Origin of the sequence: Pseudomonas asplenii (assembly GCF_900105475.1) — a bacterium.
Lineage (GTDB): Bacteria > Pseudomonadota > Gammaproteobacteria > Pseudomonadales > Pseudomonadaceae > Aquipseudomonas > Aquipseudomonas asplenii.
On the sequence record NZ_LT629777.1, the window covers coordinates 2856008 to 2870639 of the forward strand.

At 60.6% G+C, this 14632-nt stretch carries 15 protein-coding genes; 7 read left to right on the top strand and 8 right to left on the bottom strand.

Annotation, left to right across the window (positions count from 1 at the left end; all coding sequences use genetic code 11):
• Positions 1 to 95 precede the first annotated feature (95 nt).
• The gene (glpK, locus tag BLU37_RS13025) at positions 96 to 1601 is read right to left on the bottom strand and encodes a glycerol kinase GlpK (protein WP_090205448.1); all 1506 of its coding nucleotides are present in this window, start codon (positions 1599 to 1601) and stop codon (positions 96 to 98) included.
• Between the two features lie 91 nt (positions 1602 to 1692).
• Positions 1693 to 2541, bottom strand: a complete 849-nt coding sequence (locus BLU37_RS13030) for an MIP/aquaporin family protein (RefSeq protein WP_090205451.1) — start codon at positions 2539 to 2541, stop codon at positions 1693 to 1695.
• A 371-nt stretch (positions 2542 to 2912) separates the two neighbouring features.
• Between BLU37_RS13030 and ybaK the strand changes: the two genes are divergently transcribed.
• Together ybaK and BLU37_RS13040 are read left to right on the top strand one after the other, a co-directional pair.
• Positions 2913 to 3383 carry a Cys-tRNA(Pro) deacylase gene (ybaK, locus tag BLU37_RS13035; RefSeq protein WP_090205454.1) on the top strand — a complete coding sequence of 157 codons (471 nt, stop codon included), beginning with the start codon at positions 2913 to 2915 and terminating at the stop codon, positions 3381 to 3383.
• A 96-nt stretch (positions 3384 to 3479) separates the two neighbouring features.
• A complete protein-coding gene (locus tag BLU37_RS13040) occupies positions 3480 to 4262 on the top strand; it encodes a PhzF family phenazine biosynthesis protein (RefSeq protein WP_090205457.1) in 783 nt (260 codons plus the stop codon).
• Positions 4263 to 4334: 72 nt separating this feature from the next.
• On the opposite strand, the gene BLU37_RS13045 is transcribed toward BLU37_RS13040, so the two are convergent.
• Together BLU37_RS13045 and argF are read right to left on the bottom strand one after the other, a co-directional pair.
• Positions 4335 to 5378 (bottom strand): ABC transporter ATP-binding protein, encoded by a 1044-nt coding sequence (locus BLU37_RS13045; protein ID WP_090205460.1) that lies wholly within the window; start codon positions 5376 to 5378, stop codon positions 4335 to 4337.
• The gene (gene argF / locus BLU37_RS13050) at positions 5375 to 6295 is read right to left on the bottom strand and encodes an ornithine carbamoyltransferase (RefSeq protein WP_026007843.1); all 921 of its coding nucleotides are present in this window, start codon (positions 6293 to 6295) and stop codon (positions 5375 to 5377) included. Before argF ends, BLU37_RS13045 begins: the two co-directional genes overlap by 4 nt.
• Before the next feature lie 429 nt (positions 6296 to 6724).
• Between argF and BLU37_RS13055 the strand changes: the two genes are divergently transcribed.
• From BLU37_RS13055 to grxD, 3 genes are all read left to right on the top strand, one after another.
• Positions 6725 to 7015 carry a hypothetical protein gene (locus BLU37_RS13055; protein WP_010445044.1) on the top strand — a complete coding sequence of 97 codons (291 nt, stop codon included), beginning with the start codon at positions 6725 to 6727 and terminating at the stop codon, positions 7013 to 7015.
• A gap of 136 nt (positions 7016 to 7151) precedes the next feature.
• The gene (locus tag BLU37_RS13060) at positions 7152 to 9257 is read left to right on the top strand and encodes a molybdopterin oxidoreductase family protein (protein ID WP_090205463.1); all 2106 of its coding nucleotides are present in this window, start codon (positions 7152 to 7154) and stop codon (positions 9255 to 9257) included.
• 172 nt (positions 9258 to 9429) lie between these two features.
• Entirely contained in the window at positions 9430 to 9768 is a 339-nt protein-coding gene (grxD, locus tag BLU37_RS13065) for a Grx4 family monothiol glutaredoxin (protein ID WP_010445042.1), read from the top strand.
• A gap of 94 nt (positions 9769 to 9862) precedes the next feature.
• Here grxD and bfr read toward each other — a convergent pair whose 3' ends face one another.
• Together bfr and BLU37_RS13075 are read right to left on the bottom strand one after the other, a co-directional pair.
• Positions 9863 to 10336 carry a bacterioferritin gene (gene bfr, locus BLU37_RS13070; RefSeq protein WP_010445041.1) on the bottom strand — a complete coding sequence of 158 codons (474 nt, stop codon included), beginning with the start codon at positions 10334 to 10336 and terminating at the stop codon, positions 9863 to 9865.
• Between the two features lie 198 nt (positions 10337 to 10534).
• Entirely contained in the window at positions 10535 to 10753 is a 219-nt protein-coding gene (locus BLU37_RS13075; protein ID WP_090205466.1) for a bacterioferritin-associated ferredoxin, read from the bottom strand.
• A gap of 297 nt (positions 10754 to 11050) precedes the next feature.
• Here BLU37_RS13075 and BLU37_RS13080 point away from each other — a divergent pair, with 297 nt between their 5' ends.
• The gene (locus BLU37_RS13080) at positions 11051 to 11653 is read left to right on the top strand and encodes a peroxiredoxin (protein ID WP_010445039.1); all 603 of its coding nucleotides are present in this window, start codon (positions 11051 to 11053) and stop codon (positions 11651 to 11653) included.
• 73 nt (positions 11654 to 11726) lie between these two features.
• Here the strand turns inward: BLU37_RS13080 and rnt are convergent, their stop codons facing one another.
• Entirely contained in the window at positions 11727 to 12404 is a 678-nt protein-coding gene (gene rnt / locus BLU37_RS13085; RefSeq protein ID WP_090205469.1) for a ribonuclease T, read from the bottom strand.
• The gene (pyrC, locus tag BLU37_RS13090) at positions 12401 to 13447 is read right to left on the bottom strand and encodes a dihydroorotase (protein ID WP_029532631.1); all 1047 of its coding nucleotides are present in this window, start codon (positions 13445 to 13447) and stop codon (positions 12401 to 12403) included. The genes rnt and pyrC overlap by 4 nt, the downstream gene beginning before the upstream one ends.
• A 156-nt stretch (positions 13448 to 13603) precedes the next feature.
• Between pyrC and BLU37_RS13095 the strand changes: the two genes are divergently transcribed.
• Positions 13604 to 14518 carry a flagellar protein MotY gene (locus BLU37_RS13095; RefSeq protein WP_090205472.1) on the top strand — a complete coding sequence of 305 codons (915 nt, stop codon included), beginning with the start codon at positions 13604 to 13606 and terminating at the stop codon, positions 14516 to 14518.
• Positions 14519 to 14632 lie beyond the last annotated feature (114 nt).

Genomic DNA, 14632 nt, shown 5'->3' on the forward strand with positions numbered 1-14632 from the left:
TGTGTGTCGTACGCAAGGTTGATGTACGACACCGGCTCTGTAGGAGCAGGGCTTGCCCGCGAATAGGGCCCCAAGCCCTGCTCAAGCGCCGCTTATTAGCTGTTGCCTTCGTGCGGTTCCCAATCGCGGGTGCGGCTCACGGCTTTTTTCCAGCCACTGTAGAGCTTTTCCTTTTCGGCTTCGGCCAGTTGCGGCTCGAACTCGCGCTCGATCACTGCCTTGCCGCGCAGCTCTTCCAGGCTGCCCCAGAAACCACAAGCCAGGCCCGCCAGGTAGGCGGCGCCAAGAGCCGTGGTCTCGCGCATTTGCGGGCGCTCGACCTGGGTGCCGAGGATGTCGGCCTGGAACTGCATCAGGAAGTTGTTGGCGACCGCACCGCCATCCACGCGCAGAGCCTTGAGACGCTCGCCAGCGTCGTTCTGCATGGCGTCCAGCACGTCGCGGGTCTGGTAGGCGATCGATTCCAGCGCGGCACGGATGATGTGGTCCGCTTTCACGCCGCGGGTCAGACCGAACAGCGCGCCACGGGCATAGGGGTCCCAGTACGGTGCGCCCAGGCCGGTGAAGGCTGGCACCAGGTAGACGCCGTTGCTGTCCTTGACCTTGTTGGCGAAGTATTCGGTGTCGTGGGCGTCGTTGACGATTTTCAGTTCGTCACGCAGCCATTGGACGGTGGAACCGCCGTTGAACACCGCACCTTCCAGTGCGTAGGCGACTTCGCCACGTGGACCGCAAGCGATGGTGGTGAGCATGCCGTGCTTGGATTTCACGGCCTTGGTGCCGGTGTTCATCAGCAGGAAACAGCCGGTACCGTAGGTGTTCTTGGCCTGGCCCGGCTCCACGCACATCTGGCCGAACAGCGCGGCCTGCTGGTCGCCGGCGATGCCGCCGATGGCGATCCCGCTCTTGGTGCGACCATAGATTTCCGAGGACGACTTCACTTCAGGCAGCATCTCCCGAGGAATGTCGAGGATTTCCAGCATCTTCGAATCCCAATCCAGGGAGTGGATGTTGAAGAGCAGGGTGCGCGAGGCGTTGGTGTAGTCGGTGACGTGGGTTTTGCCGCCGGTGAATTTCCAGATCAGCCAGCTGTCGACGGTGCCGAACAGCAGCTCGCCATTGCGGGCACGCTCGCGGCTGCCTTCGACGTTGTCGAGGATCCACTTGAGCTTGGTGCCGGAGAAGTACGGGTCGGTGACCAGGCCGGTGGTTTCGCGGATGTAGTCTTCGTGTCCGTCGCGCTTGAGCTGCTGGCAGATCTCGGTGCTGCGGCGGCATTGCCAGACGATGGCATTGTAGATGGGGCGGCCGGTGGTCTTGTCCCAGACGACGGTGGTTTCACGCTGGTTGGTGATGCCGATGGCCGCAACCTGGTCATGATGCAGGCCGGCTTGTGCCAGAGCCTCGACCATTACCGCGCTCTGGGTGGCGAAGATTTCCATCGGATCATGTTCGACCCAGCCGGCTTGTGGATAGTGTTGCTGGAATTCGCGTTGGGCGGTGCAGACCACGTTGGCATCGCGGTCGAAGATGATCGCCCGGGAGCTGGTCGTACCCTGATCAAGGGCAATGATGTAGTTCTTATTCTGAATGTCGGTCATTTTCGATTGCCTTGGACTGAAGTAGAAATAAATGGGCGGCGAGGGATCTCAGGAGAGGTGTGCCCCGCCGGGCCTTGCGTGTTGCAGTGACTCAGGAAGCCTGGACCTTCTTGGCAGCGGCCTTGGGTTCTTCCTCTACGACGGTGGCGCTGGGCAGATGGCGGGCAATCATCCCGCGATACAGCGCGGCGCCGAGGCTGGCACCGAGGATCGGTGCAAAAATCGGAACCAGGAAGTACGGAATGTCGCGTCCGCCGGTAAAGGCAACTTCACCCCAGCCAGCGAAGAAAGTCATCAGCTTGGGACCGAAATCCCGTGCCGGATTCATCGCGAAGCCGGTCAGCGGGCCCATCGCGCTACCGATGACGGCGATCAGCAGGCCAATCAGCAGCGGCGCCAGCGGGCCGTTGGGCAGGCCATTGTTGTCGTCGGTCAGGGACATGATCACGCCCATCAGAATCGCGGTGATCACCACTTCGACCAGGAACGCCTGGGCGGTAGTCAGTGCAGCATTCGGGTAGGTAGAGAACACCGAGGCCAGTTCCAGACTGGCCTGTGAACCGCGTACCATGTGGTGCGCCTGTTCGAAATCGAAGAAAAGATTGCTGTAGAGCGTGTAAACCAACGCGGCGGCGCAGAAGGCACCGGCGACCTGGGCGAGAATGTAGAACGGCAGTTTGCGTTTTTCGAAGTCGGCGAACAGGCACAAGGCAATGCTGACGGCTGGATTGAGGTGGGCGCCGGAGACGCCGGCGGTCACGTAGATCGCCATGCTCACACCCATGCCCCAGATGATGCTGATTTCCCACAGACCAAAACTGGCGCCCGCGACCTTGAGCGCGGCAACGCAGCCCGTACCGAAGAAAATCAGTAGCGCGGTGCCGAGAAACTCGGCGATGCATTGTCCCGAGAGCGATGGTTGTTTCAGAGCGGTAGTCATTGGACACCTCGATTTTTGTTGTTGTGTGACGCCAGACCCGATGGTTGGCGTGGCCTTGCATCGACTGTCGGGGATCCCCATCCCTGAAGTCGATTTACCGCTGGGTGTTGCTGGAGTAGGACTATGATCTTCAGATTCGAAAAAATATAGACAAGAAACACTGCTGTCAAAGGTCGAAAGTGAACTGTCATCCACATTCTGAGTATTGATTGAGTGAATGGCGGGGGTTTGTCTGTGGGATCTGTGCCTTCCAGACGTTTTCGTTAACGTGTTTCCGGCCTTGACGTATACGCTTTCTTGTCGGTCCTAGAGCCTTTTTCCCTGTGATGACCTAGAATTCGCGCATACCTTCCCGCCTGCCAGGAGTGACCATGACGCCTGCTTTGGATCTGCTGAAAAAAGTTCGTGCCGAACATCGTGTACACAGTTACGAACATGATCCGAAAGCGGCTTCCTATGGCCTGGAGGCCGCGGAAAAATTGGGGCTCGCGCCGGCGCAGGTGTTCAAGACATTGTTGGCGAGCAGTGAAAAGGCCGAGTTGCTGGTTGCAGTGGTACCGGTCGTCGGAAGTTTGGATCTCAAGGCCCTGGCCCACGCCGCCGGAGTGAAGAAAGTCGAAATGGCCGATCCGGCCGCCGCGCAGCGGGCGACTGGCTATCTGCTGGGGGGCATCAGTCCACTGGGGCAGAAGAAGCGCCTGCGCACGTTTATCGACCAGAGTGCCCAACCCTTCGCGACGATTTTTGTCAGCGCCGGGCGCCGTGGTCTGGAGGTGGAACTGGCCCCGGCGGTACTGGCCGAGCATACCCAGGCGACGTTCGCGGACATCGGCCGGGCCTGAGTGGTCTGTATGGTGCAAATTCAGCGGTTCTGTCACTGGGAGTCCACACGTCGGCGCGAGCACACTGGCTGACTTGGACTAAGGAGAGAGGACGTCATGCAGCTTGAATTTCACCAGGTCGATGCTTTCAGCGAGCGACCTTTCAGCGGTAATCCGGCGATGGTGTACCGGCTCGACGCCTGGCTGGCCGATGAGCAGATGCAGCAGATCGCCGCCGAGCACAATCTGGCGGAAACCGCGTTTCTGGTCCGCGAGGGCGCTGGCTGGCATATCCGTTGGTTCACCCCCATCACCGAAGTTGCGCTCTGCGGTCATGCCACCTTGGCCAGTGCTTTCGTGTTGTTCGAGGTGTATGGCGAGCAGGTGGACACGATCGATTTCGTCTGCAAGTCCGGTGCGTTGAGCGTCAGCCGGGAGGCTGATCGGTTGTGGCTGGACTTTCCGGCGCGCGTGCCGAGCGAGATGGACGTGACGCTGGAAGTCGAGCGTGCGCTGGGCACGCGGGTGCTCGAGGTGCGCGGGGCCAACGAACTGTTCGTGGTGTTGGCATCGGAACAGGCGGTACGCGCCTGCACGCCCGATTGGGCGGCTGTGGCGAAGTTGCCCTGGCCGGGGGTGATTGTCACTGCACCGGGTGAGCGGCATGATTTTGTTTCACGCTATTTTGCCCCGGCTATCGGCATCAACGAGGACCCGGTGACCGGCTCGACCCATTGCGCACTGATTCCCTACTGGGCGCAGCGCCTGGGGAAAACCGGGTTGACCGCTTATCAGTGTTCATCGCGGGGCGGGGAGTTGTTCTGCCGGCTGGAAGGCGACCGGGTGAAGATCGGTGGCCAGGCAACCCTGGTGGCCAGCGGGCGGCTGTTGTTGGATTGAGCCGATAGCCTGGCGTTGTGCCTGCAGGGGCTTTTCGCAACCCGATGGTGTCGCGAAGAGCCCTGATCTGGCCTACGCCTGGAACAACACCAGGTGCTCGGCTGCCACGCGAATTCCGACTTCCTCACCTGGCTGGTGATCGGCATGGCTGGGGAAGATCGACTCCAACGGGCTGCCACTGGGCAATTGCAGGCGATAAAGCGTTGCGGCACCGAGGAAGGTCTTGCTGGTGACCCGCGCCCTCAGCGGACTGTCCGGTGCGGGGACGATATCGTCCGGGCGCAGCAGTACATCGACCGAACTGCCCTTCGCCCAGGCATAGGCACGATTGCCACGCAGCACACCCAGCTCGGTCTGTACCGATTCGGGCGTGCTCAATTGACCACGAATGAAATAGCCCTGGCCGATGAAGCTGGCGACAAACGGCGTCGCCGGTTCGTGATAGAGGTTGTAAGGCGTGTCCCACTGCTCCAGCCGGCCCTCCCTGAAGACGCCGACATGATCGCTGACCGCGAAGGCTTCTTCCTGATCATGGGTGACCAGAATCGCGCTGGTGCCACGCAGCTTGAGAATGTCACGGACCTCATGGCTGAGCTTGCGCCGCAATTCGCCGTCGAGATTGGAGAAGGGTTCGTCGAGCAGCAGCAATTGCGGCTCCGGCGCCAGGGCCCGAGCCAGGGCCACGCGTTGCTGCTGACCACCGGACAGTTCATGGGGATAACGCTGGCCGAGGCCCTTGAGGTTCACCAGTTCCAGCAATTCGTCGGTGATACGCCCCTGTTGCGGGTGCTGGCGAATGCCGAAGGCGATGTTCTGCGTGACGCTCAGGTGGGGAAACAGTGCGTAGTCCTGGAACACCATGCCGATCCGACGTTTCTCCGGGGCCAGAGTGAACCCGGCCCTGGAGATGATTTCGCCGGCCAGTTGGATCTCGCCCTCATGGACCGGCTCGAACCCGGCGATGGCCCGCAGGGTGGTGGTCTTGCCGCAACCCGACGGCCCCAGCAGGCAACCGATATCACCGGCATTGAGGTGCAGGTTGAGATTGCGCACCACCCGTTGGTCCTGATAACCGCAAGCCAGGTCGTGCAGGTTCAGCAGGAGCGAATGGCTCATGCCGGGCGGTACGCCGGCTTCACCAGGAACTCCAGCAGGGCCTTTTGCGCATGCAGGCGGTTCTCGGCCTGGTCCCAGGCGACCGAGCGCTTGTCGTCGAGCAGGTCGAGGCTGATTTCCTCGCCACGGTGGGCGGGCAGGCAATGCATGAACACGACGTCCGGAGCGGCCAGGTCGAGCAGTTCACGGGTGACCTGCAGGGGCGCGAACAGCTCCAGGCGCTTGGCGGTTTCCTCTTCCTGGCCCATGGAGGTCCAGACATCGGTACTCACCAGGTGGGCGCCGCGTACCGCTTCCCGTGGGTCTCGGACCAGGCGTACCCGCTCGCCCGCCTGGGCCAGCAGCGCCGGGCTAGGGTCGTAGCCTTCCGGGCAACTGACGCGCAGTTGGAAGTCGAACTGGATGGCTGCCTCGATATAGCTGTTGCACATGTTGTTGCCGTCGCCGATCCAGGTCACGGTCTTGCCCTGGATCGAACCGCGATGTTCGAGGAACGTCTGCATGTCCGCGAGCAACTGGCACGGGTGCAGTTCATCGGACAGGCCGTTGATCACCGGTACCCGGGAGTTGGCGGCAAACTCGGTCAGGGTGCTGTGTTTGAACGTACGCAGCATGACCACGTCGAGCATGCTCGACAGGACGATGGCGCTATCACCGATCGGCTCGCCACGGCCCAGTTGGGTATCGCGCGGCGACAGGAAAATCGCCTGGCCGCCCAGCTGGATCATGCCGGCTTCGAACGACACGCGGGTGCGCGTGGAGGATTTCTCGAAGATCATGCCGAGAATCCGGCCCTTGAGTGGCTCGAACAGCACGCTTCGGTCACGCAGGTTCTTCAGCTCGATGCCTCGACGAATCAGCCCGGTCAGTTCTGCGGGCGTGCAATCCATCAGGGAGAGAAAGTTCCTTGCGCTCATCATTGACTACCTTTTTGCAACAGACCGCAGATGCTCAAAACCGGGTTTTTCGGAAAAACGGGTGAGACCTGCGGCGTAAGCCGCACGGGGCGACGAAATAGGGGGAGACGCGATCGTATAAGAAAATGTCGCGTGATACCAATAGCAGGCTTCGTTTCGACGTACCGGAGCGACGATGCGAATGAGATTTCCGCACTTTTTGCTACAGTTTTCCAAGCCTGTACCGATAATTGCACTGTGCCAGTTGTACACTGGCGCGACCGCCTTTGGCAATTCACCGGGCGGCGGCAGGCGGCTGCGGGTCGTTTTCCGAATGGGCTGTCGGGTTTTTTGTCGGCATGCTGGTGGTGCCGTGCAAAAGTGGAAACATTTCCTAAACTATGTGGCTAGTTTATAAATGTGTCATTGCAGACATACAGAGGCTTTGGAATGGAATCGAAAGAGCAACAGCTCATGGAATTGCTAAAGCTGACTGCACAGGCGCTGACGCACATGACCGCCTCTGTGACCGCAATGTCTTTCGAATTGTTGCGCAGCGACGACGAGGTCACACGGTCATCGGGGCGACGCATGATCGATCGCATGGCGACCATCAGTTCCGGCCTCGATGAGCATTGGCGGTTGATCGGTGAACTGACCGGTGTCCAGGTTTCCCATGAACAGGTCCAGACTGTTCAGGAAATCCAGATGAAAGCGGCCCCAAGACTCCCGCTGGCCTGATCTTCGCGGTCGTCATCGGCTCGCCTGATAACCCTCGATTCACAAGACGAACGTCGCTGGCGGGGCTCTCTGCCACGGGCCATAGTTCTCTCTCCGCAGCCTGTCCGGGCTGCCTAGAACAAGACAGAGACTGGCCATGACCAAGACTCTTCATCACCGTGCCTGCCATCTGTGCGAGGCCATTTGCGGCCTGACCATCGAAACCACCGCCACGCAAGATCGGGTACAGATCACCTCGATCAAGGGCGATGCCCAGGACAGTTTCAGCCGCGGTCACATTTGCCCCAAGGCGGTGGCCCTGCAGGATATCCAGAACGATCCCGATCGCCTGCGCCAGCCCATGCGGCGGGTCGGCGAGCAATGGCAGCCGATCGGCTGGGAAGAGGCCTTTGCGCTGGTGGCCGAGCGGCTGGCGGCGATCCAGCAGCGGCATGGGCAGAATGCCGTGGCGATCTACCAGGGCAACCCCAGCGTGCATAACTACGGGCTGATGACCCACAGCAACTATTTCCTTGGGCTACTGAAGACTCGCAACCGCTTTTCCGCGACCTCGGTCGACCAGTTGCCGCAGCACCTGAGCAGTTACCTGATGTACGGTCACGGGCTGCTGTTGCCGATTCCCGATATCGATCACACCGACTTCATGCTGATCCTGGGCGGCAACCCGCTGGCGTCCAATGGCAGCATCATGACCGTGCCCGACGTCGAGAAACGCCTCAAGGCGATCCAGGCGCGTGGTGGCAAGCTGGTGGTGGTCGATCCACGGCGTAGCGAAACTGCAGCCATGGCCGACCAGCACCTGTTCGTGCGCCCGGGTGGGGATGCGGCATTGCTCTTTGGCCTGCTCAACACGCTGTTCGAGGAGGGCCTTACCCGTGCAAGTCACTTGCCGGTGGACGGCCTGGACGAAGTCCGGACGGCGGTGGCGGGGTTCACGGCCGAGTCCATGAGCCCGCTGTGCGCCATTCCCGCTGAACAGATCCGCCAGCTGGCGCGGGACTTCGCGGCGGCGGACAAGGCGGTCTGTTATGGCCGGATGGGGGTTTCCACCCAGGCGTTCGGCACGCTCTGCCATTGGTTGGTGCAATTGCTCAACCTGGTGACCGGCAATCTGGATCGGGTCGGTGGCGCACTGTGCACCGAGCCGGCGCTGGATCTGGTGGCATCCACGGGCGGTGGGCATTTCAATCGCTGGCAGAGCCGGATCTCCGGTCTGCCGGAATACGGCGGCGAGTTGCCTGTATCGGCACTGGCCGAGGAAATGCTCAATGCCGGAGAGGGGCAGGTCAGGGCGCTGGTCACGGTGGCGGGCAACCCGGTGTTGTCGACACCCAACGGGCGCCAGTTGGAGCAGGCGCTCGACGGTCTGGAGTTCATGGTCAGCATCGACCTGTATATCAACGAGACGACCCGCTACGCCGACCTGATCCTGCCGTCGACCTCGGCGCTGGAAAACGATCACTACGACACGACCTTCAACCTGTTCGCGGTGCGTAATGTCACCCGCTTCAATCGGGCGATCCTGGCCAAGCCGGAGGGGGCCCTGCATGACTGGGAGATCTTTGTCGGCCTGGCCCGGGCATTTGCGGCCCAGACCGGCAAGGAGTTGAAACCGACGATGCCGCCAGCGCAGATGATCGACATGGGCTTGCGTCTGGGGCGCTATGGCGATGCGTCCGAGCACAAGCTGTCGGTGCAGAAGCTGGCGGAGCATCCTCATGGTCTCGATCTCGGGGCGCTCGCGCCCAATCTCGGCAAGCGACTGAAGACACCCGGCCAGCGTATCCAGGCCGCACCGAGGGAAATTCTCGCTGACCTCGAGCGTTTTGCCGCGCAACGACTGCCGCAGGCGGGGGAGTTGGTGATGATCGGTCGCCGGCATGTGCGCAGCAACAATTCCTGGATGCACAACTACCATCGCCTGGTGAAGGGCAAGCCGCGTCATCAACTGTTGATGCATCCCGACGACCTGGCCAGCCGTGGGCTGGATGACGGGCAGCGGGTGCGAGTCAGTTCGCGAGTGGGCGCGATCGAAGTCGAGGTGCTTGCCAGCCTGGAGATGATGCCGGGAGTGGTGAGCCTGCCCCATGGTTGGGGACATGCAAGGCCTGGGGTACGGATGGAAATCGCCAGCGGCCAGCCGGGCTCCAGTGCCAACGACCTGACCGATGAGCGCCAGGTGGACCGGGTCTCGGGCAATGCGGCGTTGAACGGGGTGCCGGTACGGGTGGTGGCGGCCTGAGGCTCTCACACGCGACACGCGCACTGGGCGGCCGCGTGGCTTGCCCGCGAACCGCTGCCGGCAGCCTGCTCCTGCGATTATCAACGGGGAGACCGAGCAGCGTGCCCGGCTTTCCGATACAATGCCTCACCGTGCCGACAACCGAGTCGGAAAGTTTTAGCCGAGGTGTTCCATGGATATCATCGAAACGATTAAAGAGCAGATTGCCAACAACACCATTCTGCTTTACATGAAAGGCTCGCCGAATGCCCCGCAGTGCGGCTTCTCTGCGAAAGCTGCTCAAGCTGTGATGGGCTGTGGCGAGAAGTTCGCCTACGTCGACATCCTGCAGAACCCGGAAATTCGCGCCAACCTGCCCAAATACGCCAACTGGCCGACTTTCCCGCAACTGTGGGTTGCCGGTGAACTGGTCGGCGGCAGCGACATCATGGCTGAGATGTTCGCCAATGGTGAGCTGCAGACCCTGGTCAAGGACGCTGCCCAGAAAGCTGCGGCCAAGACCGAAGCCTGATCTGCGCATTCGACGCCCGCTTCCCCTCCGGCAGCGGGCGCATAAAAAAGCCCCGCCTCTCGACAAGAGGGCGGGGCTTTTTAGTGGGAGACGGTTATTCGTCGCCCATCTGCGATTGCAGATAGTTTTCGATGCCAACCTTGTCGATCAGGCCCGATTGGGTTTCCAGCCAGTCGATATGTTCTTCTTCGGACTCGAGAATATCTTCCAGCAACTCGCGGCTGCCAAAGTCACCGGCCTTTTCGCAATGGGCAATGGCTTCCTTCAGATCCTTGTGGCTGGTTCTTTCGATCTTCAGGTCGCACTCAAGCATTTCCCTGGTATTTTCGCCGATATGCAGCTTGCCCAGGTCCTGCACATTCGGCAGGCCTTCCAGGAACAGGATGCGCTTGATCAGCTTGTCCGCGTCCTTCATCGCGTGGATGGACTCGCGGTACTCGAGTTTGCCCAGCTTGTTCAGGCCCCAGTCTTCATACATGCGTGCATGCAGGAAGTATTGGTTGATCGCGATCAGCTCATTGGCAAGGATCTTGTTGAGATGCTGGATGACTGATTTGTCGCCTTTCATGATGGGGCCTGCCCTGTAATCGCTGTCTATGGGCGGAGTTTGATCCCGACAACTTCGAGTGTCAAACCTAAGTTATTGAATAATATATGAAAATTAATCGGAATAAGAATGTTTGTATTCCGCATTTTGTATGTAAGCGATTGAATTGCAGGCATAAAAAAACCGGACACTGAGTCCGGCTCTTTAAAATTCGCTGTTTTACGCCGCTGAAAATTCTACTGCGTAAGGCAGGGCAGCCTGACTGCTTTGCAGTTCGGTCAATGTTTCGCGTACCACCTGCTTGGCCAGGCAGGCACATTTACCGCATTGGCTGGCAACGCCGGTAGCCTGACGGACTTCACGATAGCTGCAGCAGCCTTCGAGGATTGCATCGCGGATTTGTCCGTCGGTGACGCCAGTGCAGAGGCAGACATACATAAGATGAGAACCGTCGCTGGTTAGAACTCGATTGGCCTTGATCTTAATGTTAACGAGAATGATTGTCAAAGTGGTTTGGGTTGACTTTCCATCGCTGCGGGCACGGTCTGACGAATGGCGGATGAACGGTATCGGCTCGTCGTTGCAAAAACCGTTTAGGAAGGTCAAAAAACGCGGTGTATGATGGTCGGTTCAAGGGACACGAGGTTGCGTCACAGGCTTGTCGCCTTGAGGGGGCATGCTGCACTGACCTCGTTCTGAACGTTATTACACCCGTAAAACACCAGGAGATATCCAATGAGCGTACTCGTAGGCAAACAAGCCCCCGACTTCACCGTGCCGGCTGTACTGGGCAATGGCGAAATCGTCGACAGCTTCACCCTGTCCTCGGCCATCAAGGGCAAATACGGCCTGGTGTTCTTCTACCCGCTGGACTTCACCTTCGTCTGCCCGTCCGAGCTGATCGCCCTGGACCACCGCATGGACGACTTCAAGGCGCGTAACGTTGAAGTGATTGCCGTTTCCATCGACTCGCACTTCACCCACAACGCCTGGCGCAACACCGCCATCAACGATGGCGGCATCGGCAAGGTCAAGTACACCATGGCGGCCGACATGAAGCACGAAATCGCCAAGGCTTACGATGTCGAATCCGAAGGCGGCGTGGCTTTCCGTGGCGCGTTCCTGATCGACGACAAGGGCGTTGTCCGTTCGCAGATCATCAACGACCTGCCACTGGGCCGTAACATGGAAGAGCTGATCCGCCTGGTCGACGCGCTGCAATTCCACGAAGAGCACGGCGAAGTCTGCCCTGCCAACTGGAAAAAAGGCGACAAGGGGATGAACGCTTCGCCAGAAGGCGTTGCTGCCTACCTGACCGAGAACGCCGGCAAGCTGTAAGCCGCCGTTTCACGGACAAAAAAACCGGCCTACAGGGCCGGTTTTTTCATGGGCGCGATTCAATCGGACGGGATCAGTCGTTGAAGTCTTCCCAGCCACCCATTTCTTTCCAGCGGTTGACGATGCCGCAGAACAGCTCGGCGGTCTTCTCGGTGTCATAGCGTGCCGAGTGCGCCTCGCGACCGTCGAAGTCGATCCCGGCGGCCTGGCAGGCTTTGGCCAGAACGGTCTGGCCATAGGCCAGGCCGGCAAGGCTGGCGGTGTCGAAGCTGGAGAACGGGTGAAACGGGTTGCGTTTCATGTCCAGGCGCGCCACGGCGGCGTTGAGGAAGCCGAGGTCGAAGCTGCTGTTGTGGCCGACCAGGATCGCCCGCTTGCAGCCGTTGGCCTTGAGCGCCTTGCGCACGCCACGGAAGATGTCGGTCAGCGCGGTTTCCTCGCTGACGGCCATGCGCAGCGGGTGATCGAGCTTGATACCGGTGAATTCCAGGGCTGCCGCCTCGACGTTGGCACCTTCGAACGGTTCGACCCGGAAGAAGTAGGTGTGCTCGGGGAACACGAAACCATCTTCGTCCATGCCGATGGTGGTCGCGGCGATTTCCAGCAAGGCATCGGTGGCCGCGTTGAAGCCACCGGTTTCTACGTCGACGACAACCGGCAGGTAGCCGCGAAAGCGTGCCGCCATCGGATGGCGGGGGCCGCTAGAGGCGCCGTTGCCTTCCAGTTCGTCGTCGAAATGATCTTCACTCACAGGGTTTCCTCCAGCAGGCGCCAGCGCAGTTTTTCACCGGCGCGCAGCGGGATGACGGACAGCTCGCCAAAGGGCAGGCTGGCGGGGGCGGTCCATTCTTCGCGAACCAGGGTGATGCGCTCGCTGTTCGGCGCCAAGCCATAGAAGCGCGGGCCGTGCAGGCTGGCAAAACCTTCGAGTTTGTCCAGGGCATTGCGCTGCTCGAACGCCTCGGCATACAGCTCGATGGCCGCATAGGCGGTGTAGCAGCCGGCGCAGCCGCAGGCTGCTTCCTTGGCGTGCTGGGCGTGGGGCGCCGAGTCGGTACCGAGGAAGAACTTCTCGCTGCCGCTGGTGGCGGCGTCGAGCAGTGCCGACTGGTGGGTGTTGCGCTTGAGGATCGGCAGGCAGTAGAAGTGCGGTCGGATACCGCCTACCAGCATGTGGTTGCGGTTGTACAGCAGGTGATGCGCGGTGATGGTCGCGCCGACGTTGGCCGAAGCCTCGTTGACGAACTGTACGGCATCGGCAGTGGTGATGTGTTCGAACACCACTTTCAGCGTCGGGAAGCGTTCGACCACACGACGCATGTGTTCGTCGATGAACTGCTTCTCGCGGTCGAACACGTCGACCTCGCTGCGGGTCACTTCACCATGCACCAGCAGGGGCATGCCGACTTCGGCCATGGCTTGCAGAACGTCGAAGATCTTGTCGACGCTGGTCACGCCGGAGTCCGAGTTGGTGGTTGCCCCGGCCGGATACAGTTTGGCCGCGTAGACGAAACCACTGGCCTTGGCCGCGTGGATTTCCTCGGGCTGTGTGCGATCGGTGAGGTAGAGCACCATCAGGGGTTCGAAACGGCTGCCGGCCGGCCGCGCCGCGAGAATGCGCTGGCGATAGGCATCGGCTTCGGCGGCGTTGCGTACCGGAGGCACCAGATTAGGCATGATGATGGCGCGACCAAAGGTGCGCGCAACATCTGCAACAGTGTGGGGTAACGCAGCACCATCGCGAAGATGGATATGCCAGTCGTCGGGACGCAGCAGGGTCAGGCGGTCGGACATTGGGGATTCCAGGCGGGTCGAACTCAGGGGAATGCTACCGGAAAAGACTCTCTCAGGCACTCGCTATCAAGTTTTGCCGAATGCAACCGATAGCCCGAAGGTATGGCGTAGAACCGGTACGTCAGTCTCAAAGTCGTGGAACCATTGGAGCCTCCCGTGCGCCAGCGTTATTTAGCCTTGCTCAGTATGTTTGCCAGCCTGCCGGCCATGGCATTGACTTTCCAGACCCGTCTGGAGAGCATCGAGTGGAAGGTGGAAGGGGACAAATTCGAGTGTCGGCTGACTCAGCCGATCACCGATTTCGGTGCCGGCGAGTTCGTGCGTCGTGCGGGCGAACAGGCAATTTTCCGACTCAAGTCCAATAACCACGTGCTGGGCAGCGGTTCGGCGACCTTGTTGGCGGCGGCGGCGCCTTGGCAGCCCGGACGCGGCGACATCAACCTGGGTTCGGTGAAAGTCGGCAATGGTGATGTGCTGTTCAACAGCTCGCAGGGGCAGGCCGGCAGCCTGTTCCATGGTCTGCTCGAAGGTCGTAGCCCATTGGTCCGCCACTATTCCCGCGAGGGCGGGGTTTCCGAAGTGCGCCTGCTGCCGGTGAAATTCAACCAGGCCTACAGCGATTTCCAGAGCTGTACCGCCAAACTGCTGCCGAAGAACTTCGAGCAGATCAAGCAGGCCGAAGTCGGCTTCCCGGATGGAGGCATCGAACTCAACGCCCAGGCCAAGGCCCAGTTGCAGGGTATGCTGGACTTCATGAAGGCTGATCCGACCGTCAACCACATCGAACTCGATGGGCATTCGGACAATAGCGGCAACCGTCTGACCAACCGTGACCTGTCGCGCCGTCGCGCCCTGGCGGTGATGGACTTCTTCAAGGCTGGCGGTATTCCGGAGTCGCAGATCGTCATGCGTTTCCATGGCGAGCGGTATCCACTGGTGCCCAACACCAATCCTGGCAACCGGGCGAAGAATCGTCGGGTCAACATCCATCTCGAGCGTGCTCCGGCTGCCCCGGCTGCCGACAAACCGGCTCCCACGGCGGCGGCCGGGAGCGCGGCAACGACCTCCTGAAACGGCTGTTATCGTCGCGCGCTCGACATTATCTGTCGCTTTGCCGTCCCTCGCTGTCGCGCCTCTGTAAATCCACGGTGTTGGCCGGTAGAATCGGCGCTTTCCGTACAACCC

What these genes read in the sequence shown, in the direction of transcription:
- glpK (WP_090205448.1), bottom strand. Translation starts at nt 1,601, where the DNA reads ATGACCGACATTCAGAATAAGAACTACATCATTGCCCTTGATCAGGGT.
- BLU37_RS13030 (WP_090205451.1), bottom strand. Translation starts at nt 2,541, where the DNA reads ATGACTACCGCTCTGAAACAACCATCGCTCTCGGGACAATGCATCGCC.
- ybaK (WP_090205454.1), top strand. Translation starts at nt 2,913, where the DNA reads ATGACGCCTGCTTTGGATCTGCTGAAAAAAGTTCGTGCCGAACATCGT.
- BLU37_RS13040 (WP_090205457.1), top strand. Translation starts at nt 3,480, where the DNA reads ATGCAGCTTGAATTTCACCAGGTCGATGCTTTCAGCGAGCGACCTTTC.
- BLU37_RS13045 (WP_090205460.1), bottom strand. Translation starts at nt 5,378, where the DNA reads ATGAGCCATTCGCTCCTGCTGAACCTGCACGACCTGGCTTGCGGTTAT.
- argF (WP_026007843.1), bottom strand. Translation starts at nt 6,295, where the DNA reads ATGAGCGCAAGGAACTTTCTCTCCCTGATGGATTGCACGCCCGCAGAA.
- BLU37_RS13055 (WP_010445044.1), top strand. Translation starts at nt 6,725, where the DNA reads ATGGAATCGAAAGAGCAACAGCTCATGGAATTGCTAAAGCTGACTGCA.
- BLU37_RS13060 (WP_090205463.1), top strand. Translation starts at nt 7,152, where the DNA reads ATGACCAAGACTCTTCATCACCGTGCCTGCCATCTGTGCGAGGCCATT.
- grxD (WP_010445042.1), top strand. Translation starts at nt 9,430, where the DNA reads ATGGATATCATCGAAACGATTAAAGAGCAGATTGCCAACAACACCATT.
- bfr (WP_010445041.1), bottom strand. Translation starts at nt 10,336, where the DNA reads ATGAAAGGCGACAAATCAGTCATCCAGCATCTCAACAAGATCCTTGCC.
- BLU37_RS13075 (WP_090205466.1), bottom strand. Translation starts at nt 10,753, where the DNA reads ATGTATGTCTGCCTCTGCACTGGCGTCACCGACGGACAAATCCGCGAT.
- BLU37_RS13080 (WP_010445039.1), top strand. Translation starts at nt 11,051, where the DNA reads ATGAGCGTACTCGTAGGCAAACAAGCCCCCGACTTCACCGTGCCGGCT.
- pyrC (WP_029532631.1), bottom strand. Translation starts at nt 13,447, where the DNA reads ATGTCCGACCGCCTGACCCTGCTGCGTCCCGACGACTGGCATATCCAT.